Below are 16,911 nucleotides of genomic sequence, written 5' to 3' on the forward strand. Positions count from 1 at the left end.
GCACAAAACAAAAAGCCCCTGGGCCTGCCAATGTGCAGGCCCAGGGGCTTGAAGCGACTCAGGGCTGGCGGAGGGGTCTCTTCAACCCACCCACTGGCGCGCATTGCGCCAGATGCGCATCCAGCCGCTGTACTGCGACGGGTCTTCGCTCGTCCAGCTGGTTTGCACATTGCGGAACACGCGTTCGGGGTGCGGCATCATGGCCGTGAAGCGGCCGTCCGCCGTGGTTACCGCCGTCAAGCCGCTGGCGCTGCCGTTGGGGTTGAACGGGTACTGCTCGGTGGCGCGGCCGTGGTTGTCCACAAAGCGCATGGCGGCGACGGCCTTGTCCGCGTTGCCGCGGAACTTGAAGTTGGCATAGCCTTCACCGTGCGCCACGGCGATGGGCAGGCGGCTGCCCGCCATGCCTTGCAGGAACAGGCTGGGCGACTCCAGCACTTCAACCATGGACAGACGGGCTTCAAAACGCTCGCTCTGGTTGGTGGTGAAACGCGGCCAGTCTTGCGCGCCGGGGATGATGTCGGCCAGTTCGGCAAACATCTGGCAGCCATTGCACACCCCCAGGCCAAACGTGTCCGCGCGGCCAAAGAAGCCCTGGAACTGCGCAGCCAGCACCGGGTTGAAGGTGATGGAACGCGCCCAGCCGATGCCCGCGCCCAGCGTATCACCATAGCTGAAGCCGCCACAGGCGACCACGCCCTTGAAGTCTTCGAGCTTGACGCGGCCGGTCTGCAAGTCGGTCATGTGCACGTCGAACGCCTCAAAGCCCGCTTCGGTGAAGGCATAGGCCATTTCCACATGCGAGTTCACGCCCTGCTCGCGCAGGATGGCGACCTTGGGGCGGGACAGATTCAAGTAGGGCGCGGCCACGTTGTCGGCCGCATCGAACGTGAGGTGCACGTGCATGCCGGGATCTGTGGGCTCGCCCGCTGCGGCGTGTTCGGCATCGGCATTGGCGGGGTTGTCCCGCTGCTGGCAGATCTTCCAGCTCACGGCATCCCACACCTGGTGCAGGTCAGCCAACGGCGCGCTGAACACGGCCTTGGCATCGCGCCAGACCTGCAACTCGCCCTTGCCGGCATCGATCTCGGACGACGCAGGACGCGTCTTGCCCACAAAGTGGCTGAACCTGGACAGGCCGTGTTCACGCAGGGTCTGCATCACCTCGTTGCGCTCACTGGTCTTGACCTGCAGCAGCACCCCCAGTTCTTCATTGAACAACGCCTTCAGCGTCAGTTCGTCGCGGCGCGCGCCCACCTGGCCCGCCCAGTTCTTGGCGTCGCCCGTGTCCATGCGGCTGTCACTCACGCCATCGCCTTCGGTCACCAACAGGTCCACGTTAAGGGATACGCCCACATGCCCCGCAAACGCCATCTCGGCCGCTGCAGCCAGCAGGCCACCGTCGCTGCGATCGTGGTAGGCCAGGATCTGGCCCTTGGCACGCAGTGCGTTCACCGCGTTGACAAGGTTGATCAGGTCTTGCGGATCGTCCACATCCGGCACCACGTCGCCGCTTTGATCCAGCGTCTGGCCCAAAATACTGCCGCCCATGCGGTTCTGGCCCTTGCCCAGGTCGACCAACACAAGGGTGGTGTCTGCCTCGGCGGCATCCAGCTGAGGCGTGAGCGTGCCGCGCACATCCGACAGCGAGGCGAAGGCGCTCACGATCAAGCTGACAGGCGAGGTGACTTTCTTCTTGTCACTGCCTTCGTTCCACTGCGTGCGCATGGAGAGCGAATCCTTGCCGACCGGGATGCTGATGCCCAGCGCGGGGCACAGCTCCATACCCACAGCCTTCACGGTTTCGTACAGCGCAGCGTCTTCGCCGGGCTCGCCGCAGGCGGCCATCCAGTTCGCCGACAGCTTCACACGCGGCAGCTCGATGGGCGCGGCCAGCAGGTTGGTCAGCGCCTCGGCCACGGCCATGCGGCCGGATGCGGGCGCATTGATGGCGGCCAGCGGCGTGCGCTCGCCCATGCTCATGGCTTCGCCAGCAAAGCCTTTGTAATCGGCCAGCGTCACGGCGCAATCGGCCACAGGCACTTGCCAGGGGCCAACCATCTGGTCGCGGTGGGTCAGCCCCCCCACGGTGCGGTCGCCAATGGTGATGAGGAAGCGCTTGGACGCCACCGTGGGGTGGGCCAGCACGTCGATCACGGCCTTTTGCAGCGGCACGCCGGTCAAATCCATGGGCGCGAATTCACGCACCACGGTCTTCACGTCACGGTGCATCTTGGGCGGCTTGCCCAGCAGCACGTTCATGGGCATGTCCACGGGCAGCTTCTGGTCTGCGGCCGTGGCGGCAGGATCGTGGAGCACCAGCTGGCGCTCTTCCGTGGCCGAGCCAATCACGGCAAACGGGCAGCGCTCGCGCTCGCAAAAGGCCTGGAACTGCGCCAGCGATTCGGGCGCGATGGCCAGCACGTAGCGCTCCTGGCTCTCGTTGCTCCAGATTTCCTTGGGGGCCATGCCCGATTCTTCGAGCTGCACGGCGCGCAGGTCAAAGCGTGCGCCACGGCCTGCATCGTTGGTCAGCTCGGGGAATGCGTTCGAGAGGCCGCCCGCGCCCACGTCGTGGATGGCGAGGATGGGGTTGGCCGCGCCCTGCGCCCAGCAGTGGTTGATGACTTCTTGCGCACGGCGCTCGATCTCGGGGTTGCCGCGCTGTACCGAGTCAAAGTCCAGCTCGGCCGCGTTGGTGCCGGTGGCCATGGAGCTGGCCGCACTGCCGCCCATGCCAATGCGCATGCCGGGGCCACCCAGCTGGATCAGCAGCGAACCGGCGGGGAATTCGATCTTCGTCGTCAATTCGGCGTCGATCACACCCACACCGCCCGCGATCATGATGGGCTTGTGATAGCCGCGCTGCACGCCTGCGACTTCCTGCTCGTACTCGCGGAAGTAGCCAGTCAGGTTGGGGCGACCGAACTCGTTGTTGAACGCAGCGCCCCCCAGAGGCCCTTCCACCATGATCTGCAGCGGGCTGGCAATGTGCTCGGGCTTGCCCACGTTGCTGCCCCACAGCTTGCCCACGGTGAAGCCGGTCAGGCCCGCCTTGGGCTTGGAGCCCCGGCCGGTGGCGCCTTCATCACGGATCTCGCCGCCTGCACCGGTCGATGCCCCCGGGAATGGGGAGATGGCCGTGGGATGGTTGTGGGTTTCCACCTTCATCAGCACATGCTGGGTGGCACTACTTTTTTGATAGCTATTGACGCTTGATGGATAAGCGCTGGAGGCCATTTTTGCCACAAATCGCTCGACCTGGTGGCCTTCCATGACCGAGGCGTTGTCCGAATACGCGATCACCGTGTGCTGCGGCGCCAGCTGGTGCGTGTTGCGGATCATGCCGAACAGGCTCTTGCTTTGCGCCACGCCGTCGATGGTGAACTCGGCGTTGAAGATCTTGTGGCGGCAGTGTTCGCTGTTGGCCTGCGCGAACATCATCAACTCCACGTCGGTGGGGTTGCGCTTCAGGCCCGTGAAGGCGGTCACCAGGTAGTCGATTTCATCGTCGGCCAGCGCCAGGCCAAAGCGGGTGTTGGCGGCCTCCAGGGCAGCGCGACCACCGGCCAGCACGTCCACATGCTCCATGGGCGCAGGCTGCAGCTCTGTGAACAGCGCAGCGGCAGCACTGCGGTCGGCCACCACCGATTCGGTCATGCGGTCGTGCAGCAAGGCAGCGACCTGGGCCAGTTGCTCAGGCGTCAACTCGGGCGTTTTGCCCAGCAGGCCGGCCTTGAGGCTGATGCGGAACTCGGTGATGCGCTCTACCCGGCGGATGGCGATGCCGCAGTTGCGAGCGATGTCAGTGGCCTTGGAGGCCCAGGGCGACAGCGTGCCCAAGCGCGGCGTGACGATCAGGGCAGCGCCATCGGCCGGCCCAGCATACGGATCGCCGTAGGTCAGCAATGCAGCCAGTCGTTCTTGCTCTCCGGCCGTGGGGGCCGCATCGGTGGCCACCAGGTGCACAAAGCGCGCTGCAATGCCACTGATCTTGGGGTGAATGGCCTCCAGGGCGGGTTGAAGTTGCTGGGCGCGGAAGGTGCTGAGGGCGTTGCCGCCCGCCAGCGTGGTCATGTGCAAGGTCACGGTAGCGGCCTGTTGGGGGTGTGAGGGGTCAGTGATGGCGCCGGCCCGGGGTCCAGGCCGATGGGCCTGGGCGGGAGGACAACCCGGCATTTTACCGGGCTGTCCATGGCCCGCTGCAGCCGCCGGGGTGCAATGGGATAATTGCAGCATGAGCATCACCATCAAAAGCGCTGAAGACATTGAGGGCATGCGCCTGGCCTGCCGCCTGGCCTCCGAAGTGCTGGACTACATTGCGCCGCACATCAAGCCCGGTATCACGACCAAAGAAATCGACCGCCTGGGCGCCGAATGTATGGCTCAGCAGGGCACGATTTCGGCCACCGTGGGCTACCAGCCGCCCGGTTACCCGCCCTACCCGGCTTCGCTGTGCACCTCGGTCAACCATGTGGTGTGCCACGGTATCCCCAACGACAAACCGCTCAAGAAGGGCGATATTGTCAACGTGGACGTGACTGTTATCACCAAGGATGGCTGGTATGGCGACAACAGCCGCATGTACCTGATCGGTGAGTGCTCGATCGCTGCCAAGCGCCTGTCGGCACTCACCTTTGAAGCCATGTGGCATGGCATCGTGCAGGTCAAGCCAGGCGCCCACCTGGGTGACATCGGCCACGCGATTCAGAAGTTTGCCGAAGGCCATGGGTTTTCCATCGTGCGTGAATTCTGTGGCCACGGCATTGGACAGAAGTTTCACGAAGAACCCCAGGTGCTGCACTACGGCCGCCCGGGTTCGCTGGACGAACTCCAGCCCGGAATGGTGTTCACCATCGAGCCCATGATCAATGCGGGCCGCCGCGAGGTGAAGGAATTTGGCAACGACGGATGGACCATCGTGACCAAGGACCACAGCCTGTCTGCTCAATGGGAGCACACCGTTCTGGTCACACAAACGGGGTATGAAGTGATGACCTTGTCAGCGGGATCACCGCCATTGCCCGCCTTTGTGACGGCTACGGCGACTTGACGCGCGCCTGGCACGCCGGCGTGGCGGACAGACCTGCACACCGGCGCGCACAACTCTTGCATGGCTTTTTCATGGCCCGAAAACCTGTTCAAACCAGCGCACACACCGACCATGACTGAACTCCATGCACTGCGGGACACCTACCGCAGCGACAAAGCCGCCTTGCTGGTTGCCATGCAGGCCACGGGCGCATCCACGCGCGGTATCCGCGTGCTGCTGCGCAAGTTGTCGTCCCTGGCGGGCAACCTGCTGCACACGCTGTGGCAACGCGCCCAGTTACCCGACAACATGGCCTTGGTGGCGGTGGGTGGTTTTGGCCGTGATCAGCTCTTCCCCTACTCTGATGTTGATGTCCTGCTGCTCCTGCCCAACGGAGCGACACCCGAGGCAGGCAGCGCGTTGCGCGCGCAACTGGAGGGATTTATCGGCAGTTGCTGGGATACAGGATTGGAGATCGGATCCAGCGTGCGCACCGTGGCTGAGTGCCTGGCCGAGAGCGCGGGCGATGTCACCGTGCAGACCTCGCTGCTTGAATCGCGACTGGTGTGTGGCAACGTGGCATTGTTTGCCGAGTTTCAGCAACAGTACCGTGCACAGATGAACACCGAGGCTTTCCTCGTGGCCAAAACGCTGGAGATGCGCCAGCGCCACACCAAGTACGAGAACACGCCCTACTCGCTGGAACCCAATTGCAAGGAATCCCCGGGCGGCCTGCGTGACCTGCAGATGATCCTCTGGGTGGCGCAGGCTGCAGGCCTGGGCAGCAACTGGAAGGAACTGGCCGCCAGCGGCATGGCCACGGCCTTCGAGGTACGCCAGATCGAGCGCAATGAAGCAGTGCTCTGCCTTGTTCGTGCGCGCCTGCATGCTGCGGCGGGCCGGCACGAAGACCGGCTGGTGTTTGACCTGCAGACGGCCGTGGCCGAATCGTTTGGCTACCGCTCGCAGGCGCCCGACGGTTCGCGGCTGCCCATGCGCGCCAGCGAAACCCTGATGCGAAGGTACTACTGGGCCGCCAAGGCGGTATCACAGCTCAGCCAGATCTTGCTGCTCAACATCGAAGAGCGCCTGAGTCCATCAACGCATGAGCCAAGGCCGATCAACGAACGCTTCTTCGAAAAGGCCGGACTCATCGAAGTGGCCAGCGACGACCTGTACACACGCGACCCCCACGCCATCCTGGAGACCTTTCTGCTCTACCAGACCACCGTGGGGCTCAAGGACCTGTCGGCGCGCACGCTGCGCGCGCTGTACAACGCACGCGGGGTGATGGACAGCGCCTTCCGGCGCGATCCGGTCAACCGCGATGCCTTCATGCGCATCCTGCAGCAGCCCTCCGGCATCACCCATGCCATGCGGCTGATGAATCAGACGTCGGTGCTGGGGCGCTATCTGTGGCCGTTTCGCCGCATCGTGGGGCAGATGCAGCATGACCTGTTCCACGTTTACACGGTAGACCAGCACATCCTGATGGTGCTGCGCAATGTGCGCCGCTTCTTCATGGCCGAGCATGCCCACGAGTACCCGTTTTGCTCGCAGCTTGCCGGGGGCTGGGACAAGCCCTGGATTTTGTATATAGCAGCCCTGTTTCACGACATCGGCAAGGGCCGAGGCGGCGATCACTCACAGATCGGCGCCGAAGAGGTGCGGCGCTTTTGCCGCCAACACGCTGTGGACCGCGACGATGGCCGACTCATCGAGTTTCTGGTGCGTGAGCACCTGACCATGAGCACCGTGGCGCAAAAGCAGGACCTGAGCGACCCGGACGTGATCGCGGCCTTTGCACGCCGCGTGGGCAATGAGCGCAACCTTACTGCCATGTACCTGCTCACGGTGGCCGATATTCGTGGCACCAGCCCCAAGGTCTGGAACGCCTGGAAAGGCAAGCTGCTCGAAGACCTCTACCGAGCCACCTTGCGCACCCTGGGCGGCCGCGCACCCGACGCGGCCGCCGAGATCGAGGCCCGCAAGCGCGAGGCACTGGTTTTGCTGGCGCTCAACGCGTTGCCATTCGATGTTCACAAGGCGCTGTGGGCCACGCTGGATGTGAGCTATTTCATGCGCCACGATGCTGCCGACATTGCCTGGCACACGCGCCACCTGTCGCGCCATGTGGGCGCTACCCGACCCGTAGTGCGTGCGCGACAGTCGCTGGCAGGCGACGGGCTTCAGGTGATGGTGTATGCCGCTGACCAGGAGGATCTCTTTGCGCGCATCTGCGGCTACTTTGACCGCGTCGGATTCAGCATTCTCGATGCACGCGTGCACACCGCCAACAACGGCTATGCGCTGGATACTTTTCAGGTGGTGGCATCGTCACAGCCAGGGCACTACCGCGAGCTGACGCACATGGTCGAAAGCGACCTGATGCGCGTGATCGAAGAAGGCGGACCTCTTCCAGAACCTGCCCGCAAACGGGTCTCGCGCCGGGTCAAGAGTTTTCCTGTGGCGCCACGCGTCACGCTGCGGCCCGACGAGAAGGCACAGCGTTGGTTGCTGGCCATCTCGGCCAGCGACCGCGCGGGCCTGCTTTATCTGGTGGCGCGCATCCTCGCGCAGCACCATCTGAGCGTGCAACTGGCCAAGGTCAGCACCCTCGGCGAACGCGTGGAAGACACTTTCCTCATCCAAGGCCCCGAGCTGCAAAACAATGCCCGCCAGATCCAGATCGAAACCGAGCTGCTGCGCGAGTTGTCGTCCTGACGCTGGGCCGCAGCGGCAGCAGTGCCCACCGATGACCTCCCTTCGCTGCGCCCCGCACGTCAGTCGTCTTCTGTGGCACTGATGTCAGGAAACAGAACATCGGTGAAGCCGAACTGCGCGAAATCCCGCACCCGCATCGGATACAGCTTGCCAATGAGGTGATCACACTCGTGCTGCACCACGCGGGCATGAAAGCCCTCTACCGTGCGGTCGATGGGGTCGCCATATGGATCAAAGCCGGTGTAGCGGATGCAGGACCAGCGAGGTACTTTGCCGCGCAGTCCTGGCACCGACAGGCATCCCTCCCAATCCTCATCCTCTTGCTCACCCAACGGCATGATCACCGGATTCAGCAGCACGGTAGGAGGAACCAGGGGACGGTCGGGATAGCGGGGATTGCGCTCTTGGGAGCCGAAGATCACCAGTTGCAGATCCACACCGATTTGCGGGGCTGCAAGACCGGCTCCATTGACAGAGCGCATGGTGTCAAACATATCCAGCACAAGGCGATGCAAGGTATCGGTGTCGAACTCGGTCACAGGCTGGGCCACACGCAGCAGGCGCGGGTCGCCCATCTTCAGGATGGTGTGAATGGTCATGGATTAGAAGTCTCTACAAAAGCGGATGCAGATGCATGCGGGGCGCACGCAGCATAGCTGCTCACACGAGCATCTGCCGCAGCGAGCCCATTCACAATACGCTCCATGGCTTTGACGCCCCCAGACGATTCCACCGTCGTCCCACCCCCGACCGAGCCCACTCCACAGCCTCTGCCTTGGCCTGTGCGCTGGCTGCTGCAAGCTTTTGCGGTGCTCTGTCTGGTGATGGGCGCCATGGGTGTGATTGTTCCGGGCCTGCCGACCACGGTCTTCATTCTCATGGCGGCCTGGGCCGCCGCGCGCAGCTCCCCACGACTGTACCGATGGCTCTGGAACCACCGGCTGTTCGGTCCTTCGCTGCGCAACTGGGCCCAGGGCGGCAAGGTCAGCCGCCGCGCCAAATGGAGCGCGGCCCTCATGATGTCCTTGAGTGCCGTCGTGCTGCTCTTTACCGTATCGCGTCCATGGATCGCGGCCTTTGCCATCGGAAGCATGGCCTGCGTTCTGGTCTGGTTATGGCGCCGCCCGGAGCCGTCGTAAAGCTGCCTTCCGGATACAGGCCAGAGCAAGCTCGTTGAGAAAATCCATGTGAAGGTACAAACACGCTGTTCCAACGGTTTTGGCGATTTTTTTGTGTATATAATCTAAGTCTTGTTCCTCGATAGCTCAGTTGGTAGAGCGCCGGACTGTTAATCCGTAGGTCCCTGGTTCGAGCCCAGGTCGAGGAGCCAAAAATTTGCAGGCCCTGCATGAGTAAAGCGGGGCCTTTTACATACCGATCATTCCTCGATAGCTCAGTCGGTAGAGCGCCGGACTGTTAATCCGTAGGTCCCTGGTTCGAGCCCAGGTCGAGGAGCCACTCAAAAAGCCCTGCACTACATTCTAGTGCAGGGCTTTTTTGTTGCCTGCAACGCAAGCTGTCCGCAGATGGTGCATGCCGGACAATGGTGTCTTTGCCCACCACGACCATGCCCCCGCAACTGCCTTGGCTGGAACCCGAAGACCCCCTCCCCTCGCCGACCACAGCCTGGGGACCCAGCGATCCCGCGCCCGGCCTGTTGGCAGCTGGAGGCGCGCTGGATGCGAGCCATTTGTGCGCCGCGTACGGACAAGGCACATTCCCTTGGTACGGCCCCGGCCAGCCTATCCTCTGGTGGGCTCCAGATCCCCGGATGGTGCTGCCGGTCTCGCAGTTCCGGTTGCACCGATCCCTGCGCAAGACCCTGCAAGCCTTCCACGCCAACGCGCATTGCGAGATCCGTGTAGACCACGCATTCAGGGCTGTCATCACGGCATGCGCGACCAAGGAGCGCGATGGCCAGGCGGGTACCTGGATCGTGCCCGAGATGGTCGAGGCATATACCCGCCTGCACGAAGCAGGCTACGCGCACAGCGTGGAAACCTGGGTGCATGGCGAGCTGGTCGGCGGCCTCTATTGCGTAGCACTTGGCCACGCCGTCTTTGGCGAATCCATGTTCGCCCACACCACAGACGCATCCAAGATTGCGCTCGCTGCGCTGGTGGCCCTGTGCAGCCACCACGGCATCCGCCTGATCGATTGCCAGCAAAACACGAGGCACCTGGCCTCCTTGGGCGCGCGCGAAATCCCGCGCGCCGAATTCCTCGTGCACGTTGAAAAAGCGCGCAGTCAACCGCCGATTCCCTGGGTGTTTGACCCCGTATACTGGGACGAGCTGCTGCCCACCAAGACCCCCAAGGCATGACGCAACTCAACGATCTCCCGCTGCAGACCCTGCAGTTCTATGCGACAGCCCCTTACCCCTGCAGCTATCTGCCGGACCGGCAAGCGCGGTCGCAGGTCGCCACGCCCAGCCATTTGATCCAGAGCGACCTTTACTCCGATCTGGTCGCCAGGGGGTTTCGTCGCAGCGGAATGTTTACCTACCGACCGTATTGCGACGGTTGCCAAGCCTGCACGCCACTGCGGGTACTCGTCAACGATTTCAAGCCCGATCGAAGCCAGAAACGCGCCGTTGCCCGCCATGGCGGGTTGCAGGCGAGAGTTCTGCGCCTGTGTTTTGTGCCAGAGCACTACCAGCTGTACCTGCGCTATCAGAATGGGCGCCACGCGGGCGGTGGCATGGACCATGACAGCATCGATCAGTACACACAGTTTCTACTTCAAAGCCGAGTCAACTCGCGGCTGGTGGAGTTTCGGGAGGCCGATGAAATGGGTGAGCCAGGCCCCCTGAAGATGGTCTCCATTCTTGACGTGCTGGATGACGGCCTCTCGGCGGTTTACACCTTCTACGAACCAGAGCCCCATTGCAGCTATGGCACCTACAACGTGATGTGGCAACTTGCGCAAGCCCACTCTCTGGGGCTACCCCATGTGTACCTTGGCTACTGGATCGAGGCCAGCCCCAAGATGAACTACAAGGCGCGATTTCATCCGCATGAGATTCGCACGGAGGGACAGTGGCATCGGGCGCACACCCACCCGCCACAGAGCACATGAACACCCAGCAACATTTCACAAGGTAAGATGCAGCGGCTCCCGCCTATTGCCGCCCATGAAAAAAATCGATCCTAGCATCCCCGTCAAACCCAGCGTTCAAGTGCTTGAGCGCATGTTTACGCTGATCGATGTCCTGGCATCCCGCGAAGAAGCGATTTCCCTCAAAGAAATCAGTGAAAAAACGGGTTTGCACCCGTCTACCACGCACCGAATCCTGAATGACCTGACCATTGGTCGCTTCGTTGATCGCCCCGAGTCGGGTAGCTATCGGCTTGGTATGCGACTGCTGGAACTGGGCAACCTCGTCAAGGCCCGCTTGAGTGTGCGCGATGCCGCACTGACTCCGATGCGCAACTTGCACAAACTGATCCAGCAGCCTGTGAATCTGAGCATGCGCCAGGGCGACGAAATTGTGTATGTCGAGCGTGCCTACAGCGAGCGCTCAGGCATGCAGGTGGTACGTGCCATCGGTGGTCGCGCCCCTTTGCACCTGACCTCTACAGGTAAGCTCTTTCTGGCCTTGGACGACCCCCAACGTGTTCGCGCCTATGCCACACGCACCGGGCTTGCTGGCCACACACGCAATAGCATCACGCAGCTACCCATTCTGGAACGAGAACTAGCGAAGGCACGCCAATACGGCATGGCCCGCGACAACGAAGAGTTGGAGCTGGGTGTACGCTGCATGGCCGCAGGCGTGTATGACGACCAAGGCAAATTAGTGGCAGGCCTGTCCATCTCAGCACCCGCCGACCGGCTGGATGAGGGCTGGTTGCCCAAGCTGCAAGCCACCGCCAATGAGATATCTTTGGCACTGGGTTATGTGCCCACCAGCACCGACATCAATAGCGAAACAGCCGCAATGGGTCGCACAGCCTTGCGCTAGGAGAATGCGCCAGAAAGCGCACATCATCAACAACTGGCGCGCACCGACCTCCGAACCACAACCGCCCCGCCCCGCCCCGCCCCGCCAGAGCATCCAAGGTCGGACAAAAAAAGAAAGCCCGATAGACCGCCAATCTGGTCTATCGGGCTTTTTTTGTTATCCCTCGTCAACCGTTGGTGCCACGGGCCGCCTGCAAAGGCGCCGCCAGTGCGGGCGTGGACTCGACCCAGTGGCGAACCCGCTCAGCATCTCCAAGTCGACTGAACTTGCCCGCAGAGTCCAGAAACACCATGATCAGCTTACGACCAGCCACCTGCACCTGCATAACGAGACAACGCCCGGCTTCGGAGATATAGCCTGTTTTCTGCAGCCCAATATCCCAGGTCGGATTCTTCACCAAGCCATTGGTATTGTTGTACTGCAAAGTTTTCCGCCCCACAGCGACCTCGTAACCTGGCGAGGTGGAGAGTTCGCGCAGCAACGGGTCACCATGTGCCACATTCACCAACGTGGCGAGATCGCGAGCACTCGATTGGTTGTGGCTCGACAACCCGGTCGGCTCCACATAGCGCGTATCGGTCATCCCCAGCAAACGGGCCTTGGCGTTCATCTGGGCCACAAAAACATCCAAACCACCTGGATAGGTTCTTCCAAGTGCATGTGCTGCACGGTTCTCACTGGACATGAGAGCCAGATGCAGCATTTCACCGCGCGTCAATGTGGATCCAACGGTCAGGCGAGAGCGACTGCCTTTTTCGGTATCAACATCGTCCTGAGTGATCGTCAAAGGCTCATCCATGGGGAGCTTGGCCTGAGAAATCAGCATGCCCGTCATCAACTTGGTCAGAGATGCAATCGGCAGCACAGCATGATCGTTCTTGCTGAGCAAAACTTCATGTGTGTCCTGATCCACCACGAGCGCAACGCTGGATTTGAGATCCAGGGGATCATTGACTTCGTGGAGACCGGCCATCTGCCCGAAGGACTGCTTGGCAGGAACGAACGCCACCCGGACGGGGGCCTTCGCCGTTTTGGCGGAAACCCGCACCGCCTTGGTGTTTGCAGCCGCCTTGCGTGGCGCCACGGTCCGCTTGGTATTCGCAGAACTCACCTGCTGCTTTTTAGCAGCGGCTTTCTTTTGTTCACCCGCATGTGCGAGCGGCCCAACAAGGGCGGCGCTGACGACAGCAAAGCCCAAAAGCTTAAAAAAACGATTCACTGCAGCGCGGTGGCGATGGTGCATCAAAGTGCTCCAAACGGTAATAAGTGTTGAGCAGTGTACAGAATCAAAAAAAGTCACGCAAGATCAATACCTTGCGCGACTTTCCAAGAAAGTGAGTGAAATTATAAATTGATCGTTCAACCCTGGGCAGCAACCCGATCGGCTTTACTTTGTAACTTGTTCAACGCGCTAAGGTAGGCCTTGGCTGACGCAACCACGATGTCAGGGTCCGCGCCCACACCGTTGACGACCCGGCCGCTGTTCTGCAAACGCACGGTGACCTCCCCCTGGCTCTCTGTCGAGCCACTGATGGCATTCACCGAATACAGCACCATCTCGGCGCCGCTCTTGACGTGCGACTCGATGGCCTTGAGCGAAGCATCAACGGGGCCATTGCCTTCGGACTCGCCGCGCACTTCCTGGCCATCCACCGTGAAGACGATGCGCGCACGGGGCTGCTCGCCCGTTTCACTTTGCTGAAACAACGACACAAAGCCGTACTGCTCTTTTTCGGCCGTCACGCTTTCGTCGCTGACCAAGGCCAGAATATCCTCATCGAAGATCTCGCTCTTGCGGTCGGCCAGTTCCTTGAAGCGGGTGAAAGCGCTGTTGATTTCGGTCTCGCTGTCCAGACTCACGCCCAGTTCCTGCAGGCGCTGCTTGAAAGCATTGCGGCCGCTGAGCTTGCCCAGCACGATCTTGTTGGCGCTCCAGCCCACGTCCTCGGCTCGCATGATCTCGTAGGTGTCGCGTGCCTTGAGAACGCCGTCCTGGTGGATGCCACTGGCGTGGGCGAAGGCGTTGGCCCCCACCACGGCCTTGTTGGGCTGCACCACGAAGCCGGTGGTCTGGCTGACCATGCGGCTGGCCGCCACGATGTGCTTGGCATCAATGTTGAGATCCAGATCAAAGTAGTCGCGGCGGGTCTTGATGGCCATAACCACCTCTTCGAGCGAGCAATTGCCAGCACGCTCGCCCAGACCGTTGATGGTGCACTCCACCTGACGAGCACCGCCAATCTTCACGCCAGCCAGCGAGTTCGCCACAGCCATGCCCAGATCGTTGTGGCAATGCACAGACCAAATCGCCTTGTCACTGTTTGGGATACGTTCACGCAGCGTCTTGATGAAGTGGCCATACAACTCAGGAATGGCATAACCCACGGTATCGGGCACATTGATCGTCGTCGCACCCTCTGCAATCACGGCTTCCAGCACGCGACACAGAAAATCAGGATCACTGCGATAGCCGTCTTCCGGGCTGAATTCAATATCTCCCACCAGATTGCGCGCAAAGCGGACCGACTGCTTTGCCTGCTCCAGCACCTGGTCGGGCGTCATGCGCAGCTTCTTTTCCATGTGAAGGGCAGAAGTGGCAATAAAAGTGTGAATACGGGCGCTGGCCGCCCCCTTGAGGGCCTCGGCAGCACGCGAAATATCACGGTCATTCGCACGTGACAGAGAGCAGATGGTGGACTCCCGAATCGCATTGGCAATGGCCTGAACCGCCTCAAAATCACCATTCGAGCTGGCAGCAAACCCTGCCTCAATCACATCCACCTTCAGGCGCTCCAGCTGCCGGGCAATACGGAGTTTTTCGTCCTTGGTCATCGAGGCGCCAGGGGACTGCTCTCCGTCGCGCAAGGTGGTATCGAAAATGATCAGTTTGTCAGCCATGTGGTTTCTCCTGGTACTGGTGGGTGGTGGGGTCAGCCCGCAACGCAAAAAATCTGGCGCCCAAAACAAAAGGCCCGTTGCGGGTGCATACGGGCCTTTGTGGAAAAGTGTGCGCGTGCGCCTACTGTCTCCGCCCGTGGGGGATTAGCAGTAGAGCCAGTGCAAACTTGTTCATGTTGAGCAATGTAGCACAAGTGGTCCGGCGCTATCGCAGTCACTTATGAAGTCCGCGCTCATCGGGTTCATCGGTCGAGGTGCTGATCACGCTGCTGTGCTGCCCCTTGGCCTTGCGCCATGCGTACACACCGTAGCCGCTCACCCCATAAAACACGAACACACCGAACAACACAATCGGTGGGTGGATGTTGATGATGGCAATGCCCAGCGCAATCAGCACAATCGCAGCGAATGGCACGCTCTTCTTCATCTGGATGTCCTTGAAGCTGTAGAACGGGACATTGGTCACCATCGTCAGGCCCGCATACAGCGTGAAGGCAAACATGGTCCACATGATCTGAGCCCAGGTCAGCCAGAGGTCTTCGCCCGGATGCACACCCAACTCGGTCATGAGCCAAATGAAGCCAGCAACAAGGGCTGCCGCAGCGGGCGAAGGCAAGCCCTGGAAATAGCGCTTATCCACCACACCGGTATTCACATTGAAACGTGCAAGACGCAAGGCTGCACATGCGCAGTAAACAAACGCCGCAAACCAACCCCAGCGCCCCAATCCCTGCAGCGCCCATTCGTAGGCGATAAGTGCAGGCGCTGCCCCAAAGGAAACCATGTCGGACAACGAGTCCATTTGTTCACCAAAGGCGCTTTGGGTGTTGGTCATGCGGGCCACCCGCCCGTCCAGGCTATCAAGCACCATGGCGCAGAACACGCCCACAGCAGCCAGGTCAAATCGACCATTCATGGCCATCACGATGGAATAAAAACCACCGAACAATGCCGCCAGCGTGAACAGGTTAGGCAAGATATAGATGCCCTTGCGCCGTTTGCGCACCATCACACCGGGATTGTCGGTAGGTTCATTGCCGTCATGCATCAAAAAGACCTCCAGCGCTTACCTGCGTTGCGCAAGCAGCTATTAAATTTATAGTTCTCAACAATTTCCCGCAGGACAGCCAGATCGCCGCACGCGCAAAAGGCGAAGGCCGCAGTGTAGCGCCTGCAAACCGGGACGCCCGGCAACAAAAAAGGCCACCGAAGTGGCCTTTGGATGCTTCACAGGGAAGTATCAGTTGCGGGTCTGGTCGACCAGCTTGTTCTTGGCGATCCAAGGCATCATGGCGCGCAGCTGGGCACCCACCACTTCGATGCTGTGGTCGGCCGTGTTGCGGCGGCGGGCCGTCATCGATGGGTAGTTCAGGCGGCCTTCCTGGATGAACATCTTGGCGTAGTCGCCATTCTGGATGCGCTTCAGAGCGTTGCGCATGGCCTTGCGCGACTCTTCGTTGATGACTTCAGGACCGGTCACGTACTCGCCATACTCGGCGTTGTTCGAGATCGAGTAGTTCATGTTGGCAATGCCGCCTTCGTAGATCAGGTCCACGATGAGCTTGAGCTCGTGCAGGCATTCGAAGTAGGCCATTTCAGGCGCGTAGCCGGCTTCGACCAGGGTTTCGTAACCCATCTTGATCAGCTCGACAGCACCACCGCACAGAACGGCCTGCTCGCCGAACAGGTCGGTCTCGGTTTCTTCCTTGAAATTGGTCTCGATGATGCCGGCCTTGCCGCCACCGTTGGCAGCTGCGTAGCTCAGGGCCAGGTCACGGGCCTTGCCAGACTTGTCCTGGTGCACGGCCACCAGGTGTGGCACGCCGCCACCCTGGGTGTAGGTGTTGCGCACGGTGTGGCCGGGTGCCTTGGGCGCCACCATCCACACGTCCAGGTCAGCACGGGGCACGACCTGGTTGTAGTGCACGTTGAAGCCGTGGGCGAATGCCAGCGAAGCGCCTGGCTTGATGTTGGGTTCGACGTTGTTCTTGTAGACCGCTGCGATGTCTTCGTCAGGCAGAAGAATCATGACCACGTCAGCGGCCTTGACCGCGTCGTTCACTTCCAGCACGTTCAGGCCGGCTTTGCCGACCTTGTCCCACGATGCACCACCCTTGCGCAGACCAACCACGACCTTCACGCCACTGTCGTTCAGGTTTTGTGCGTGGGCGTGGCCTTGGCTGCCGTAGCCAATGATGGCCACGGTTTTGCCCTTGATCAGGCTCAGGTCGGTGTCTTTGTCGTAGAAAACTTTCATGGGTCGCTCCGGTTGAAATACGTTGTTGGGTTGAAA

12 protein-coding genes and 2 tRNA genes are annotated in these 16,911 nt (G+C 61.2%); 8 read left to right on the top strand and 6 right to left on the bottom strand.

Annotated features, from left to right (window positions below):
- Window positions 1-81: 81 nt before the first annotated feature.
- Entirely contained in the window at window positions 82-4,089 is a 4,008-nt protein-coding gene (gene purL, locus CLU85_RS13730) for a phosphoribosylformylglycinamidine synthase (RefSeq protein WP_100410743.1), read from the bottom strand.
- 148 nt (window positions 4,090-4,237) lie between these two features.
- On the opposite strand from purL, the gene map reads away from it, so the two are divergent.
- Together map and CLU85_RS13740 are read left to right on the top strand one after the other, a co-directional pair.
- Window positions 4,238-5,053 (top strand): type I methionyl aminopeptidase, encoded by an 816-nt coding sequence (map, locus tag CLU85_RS13735; protein WP_100410744.1) that lies wholly within the window; start codon window positions 4,238-4,240, stop codon window positions 5,051-5,053.
- A 111-nt stretch (window positions 5,054-5,164) separates the two neighbouring features.
- Window positions 5,165-7,756, top strand: a complete 2,592-nt coding sequence (locus CLU85_RS13740; RefSeq protein WP_198509192.1) for a [protein-PII] uridylyltransferase — start codon at window positions 5,165-5,167, stop codon at window positions 7,754-7,756.
- A 59-nt stretch (window positions 7,757-7,815) separates the two neighbouring features.
- Here CLU85_RS13740 and def read toward each other — a convergent pair whose 3' ends face one another.
- Window positions 7,816-8,355, bottom strand: coding sequence for a peptide deformylase (gene def / locus CLU85_RS13745; protein WP_100410746.1), 540 nt, complete (start codon window positions 8,353-8,355; stop codon window positions 7,816-7,818).
- 105 nt (window positions 8,356-8,460) lie between these two features.
- Between def and CLU85_RS13750 the strand changes: the two genes are divergently transcribed.
- The 6 genes from CLU85_RS13750 (at window position 8,461) to CLU85_RS13775 (ending at window position 11,720) form a co-directional block, all read left to right on the top strand.
- Complete coding sequence (locus tag CLU85_RS13750) at window positions 8,461-8,895, top strand: YbaN family protein (protein ID WP_100410747.1); 435 nt, start codon at window positions 8,461-8,463, stop codon at window positions 8,893-8,895.
- A 115-nt stretch (window positions 8,896-9,010) separates the two neighbouring features.
- A tRNA-Asn gene (locus tag CLU85_RS13755) sits at window positions 9,011-9,086 on the top strand.
- A 52-nt stretch (window positions 9,087-9,138) separates the two neighbouring features.
- Window positions 9,139-9,214 (top strand) — tRNA-Asn (locus tag CLU85_RS13760).
- A gap of 109 nt (window positions 9,215-9,323) precedes the next feature.
- The gene (aat, locus tag CLU85_RS13765; protein WP_100412556.1) at window positions 9,324-10,079 is read left to right on the top strand and encodes a leucyl/phenylalanyl-tRNA--protein transferase; all 756 of its coding nucleotides are present in this window, start codon (window positions 9,324-9,326) and stop codon (window positions 10,077-10,079) included.
- Window positions 10,076-10,834 carry an arginyltransferase gene (locus CLU85_RS13770; RefSeq protein WP_100410748.1) on the top strand — a complete coding sequence of 253 codons (759 nt, stop codon included), beginning with the start codon at window positions 10,076-10,078 and terminating at the stop codon, window positions 10,832-10,834. The genes aat and CLU85_RS13770 overlap by 4 nt, the downstream gene beginning before the upstream one ends.
- Before the next feature lie 55 nt (window positions 10,835-10,889).
- Window positions 10,890-11,720, top strand: a complete 831-nt coding sequence (locus tag CLU85_RS13775; RefSeq protein ID WP_100410749.1) for an IclR family transcriptional regulator — start codon at window positions 10,890-10,892, stop codon at window positions 11,718-11,720.
- 166 nt (window positions 11,721-11,886) lie between these two features.
- On the opposite strand, the gene pbpG is transcribed toward CLU85_RS13775, so the two are convergent.
- From pbpG to ilvC, 4 genes are all read right to left on the bottom strand, one after another.
- Complete coding sequence (pbpG, locus tag CLU85_RS13780; RefSeq protein WP_100410750.1) at window positions 11,887-12,963, bottom strand: D-alanyl-D-alanine endopeptidase; 1,077 nt, start codon at window positions 12,961-12,963, stop codon at window positions 11,887-11,889.
- Window positions 12,964-13,079: 116 nt separating this feature from the next.
- Window positions 13,080-14,618 carry a 2-isopropylmalate synthase gene (locus CLU85_RS13785; protein ID WP_100410751.1) on the bottom strand — a complete coding sequence of 513 codons (1,539 nt, stop codon included), beginning with the start codon at window positions 14,616-14,618 and terminating at the stop codon, window positions 13,080-13,082.
- A 214-nt stretch (window positions 14,619-14,832) separates the two neighbouring features.
- A complete protein-coding gene (gene pssA / locus CLU85_RS13790; protein WP_100410752.1) occupies window positions 14,833-15,666 on the bottom strand; it encodes a CDP-diacylglycerol--serine O-phosphatidyltransferase in 834 nt (277 codons plus the stop codon).
- A 192-nt stretch (window positions 15,667-15,858) separates the two neighbouring features.
- On the bottom strand, window positions 15,859-16,875 hold the full coding sequence (ilvC, locus tag CLU85_RS13795) for a ketol-acid reductoisomerase (protein WP_100410753.1): 1,017 nt from the start codon (window positions 16,873-16,875) through the stop codon (window positions 15,859-15,861).
- Between the last annotated feature and the right edge of the window lie 36 nt (window positions 16,876-16,911).

Source organism: Acidovorax sp. 69 (assembly GCF_002797445.1).
Taxonomy (GTDB): domain Bacteria; phylum Pseudomonadota; class Gammaproteobacteria; order Burkholderiales; family Burkholderiaceae_C; genus Acidovorax.

Excerpts from the sequence above, each read along its gene's own strand:
- map (WP_100410744.1), top strand. The coding sequence starts at position 4,238 with ATGAGCATCACCATCAAAAGCGCTGAAGACATTGAGGGCATGCGCCTG.
- CLU85_RS13740 (WP_198509192.1), top strand. The coding sequence starts at position 5,165 with ATGACTGAACTCCATGCACTGCGGGACACCTACCGCAGCGACAAAGCC.
- def (WP_100410746.1), bottom strand. The coding sequence starts at position 8,355 with ATGACCATTCACACCATCCTGAAGATGGGCGACCCGCGCCTGCTGCGT.
- CLU85_RS13750 (WP_100410747.1), top strand. The coding sequence starts at position 8,461 with ATGGCTTTGACGCCCCCAGACGATTCCACCGTCGTCCCACCCCCGACC.
- aat (WP_100412556.1), top strand. The coding sequence starts at position 9,324 with ATGCCCCCGCAACTGCCTTGGCTGGAACCCGAAGACCCCCTCCCCTCG.
- CLU85_RS13770 (WP_100410748.1), top strand. The coding sequence starts at position 10,076 with ATGACGCAACTCAACGATCTCCCGCTGCAGACCCTGCAGTTCTATGCG.
- CLU85_RS13775 (WP_100410749.1), top strand. The coding sequence starts at position 10,890 with ATGAAAAAAATCGATCCTAGCATCCCCGTCAAACCCAGCGTTCAAGTG.
- pbpG (WP_100410750.1), bottom strand. The coding sequence starts at position 12,963 with ATGCACCATCGCCACCGCGCTGCAGTGAATCGTTTTTTTAAGCTTTTG.
- CLU85_RS13785 (WP_100410751.1), bottom strand. The coding sequence starts at position 14,618 with ATGGCTGACAAACTGATCATTTTCGATACCACCTTGCGCGACGGAGAG.
- pssA (WP_100410752.1), bottom strand. The coding sequence starts at position 15,666 with ATGCATGACGGCAATGAACCTACCGACAATCCCGGTGTGATGGTGCGC.
- ilvC (WP_100410753.1), bottom strand. The coding sequence starts at position 16,875 with ATGAAAGTTTTCTACGACAAAGACACCGACCTGAGCCTGATCAAGGGC.